Source organism: Lysobacter sp. Root604, from assembly GCF_001427505.1.
In the GTDB taxonomy this organism is placed as follows: domain Bacteria; phylum Pseudomonadota; class Gammaproteobacteria; order Xanthomonadales; family Xanthomonadaceae; genus Lysobacter.
In genome coordinates, this window is record NZ_LMGS01000001.1 from 60031 (window position 1) to 61088 (window position 1058).

The window sequence follows — 1058 nt, forward strand, 5'->3', positions numbered from 1 at the left end:
GCAGGCTGGCCAGACCATCGGTCCGGACGGCTGCCCGGTGCCGGTCTCGATCGACCTGAAGGGCGTGAACTTCGACTTCGACAAGGCCACGCTGCGTCCTGACGCGGTGACGATCCTGAACGAAGCCGCCGAGATCCTGAAGCGTTATCCCGAGCTGAAGGTCGAAGTCGCCGGTCACACCGACCAGTGCGGTAAGGACGCCTACAACCAGAACCTGTCCGAGCGTCGCGCCCGCGCCGCTTACGACTACCTGACCAGCAACGGCGTCGACGCCGCGCGTCTGTCGGGTCCGAACGGCTACGGCGAGAGCCGTCCGCTGGAAGATCTGGGCCAGGCGTTCCCGGCTTGTAAGAGCGAGAAGAACCGCCGCACCGAGCTGAACGTCCAGAACTAAGGACGATGGGTTCCCCGGAACCCGCTGCAAGACCCACGAAGCCCGGCCTAGTGCCGGGCTTCGTTCGTTTATGTGCCTTTGTTAAGAAGTAACGTTAAGTGGTATTAACAATCGTCTTGACAGTGTATGATCGGCCCCGCCAGTGACCGCCTGCCGGAGCGACCGTGCCAGACCGGGTCCCTGTCACGCGTTTCCGCCGTGAATCAAACCGTTCCTACTGATCTGAAGGAGTTAGAGATGAAGATCCGTTTGTTGAGCACCGCACTGTTGGCGGGCTTGGCGTTTGCCCAGGCGGCCAGCGCGCAGGATTTCGATGACCGTTGGTACATCACCGGTTCCACCGGTATGAATATTCAGGACAACGACCGCGGTACGCGCAACGCGCCGTTCCTGGGTCTGGGCTTGGGCAAGTTCATCAGCCCGACCTGGTCGATCGACGGCGAGCTGAACTATCAGCACCCGAAGTTCGACGCCGACCAGGACCTGTCGTGGAGCCAGTACGGCGTCTCGCTGGACTTCCGCCGCCACTTCATCACCGAAGGCCGCAACTGGAACCCGTACGCGCTGCTGGGTATCGGCTACCAGCGTTCGGAAGAAGAGTTCAACGCGTTCCCGTCGCCGAACTCGCCGGGCCGCCGTGAAGACGGCAACCTGGCCGCCAAGG

The 1058-nt window shown here is 62.3% G+C and carries 2 protein-coding genes; both read left to right on the forward strand.

The genetic code is table 11. From position 1 onward, the window contains the following. Window positions 1-394: OmpA family protein (locus ASD69_RS22545; RefSeq protein WP_235567118.1), on the forward strand; the 394-nt coding region annotated here is incomplete at its 5' end. 237 nt (window positions 395-631) lie between these two features. Beyond that, a partial coding sequence (locus ASD69_RS22550) for a porin family protein (RefSeq protein WP_235567119.1) occupies window positions 632-1058 on the forward strand: 427 nt, incomplete at its 3' end.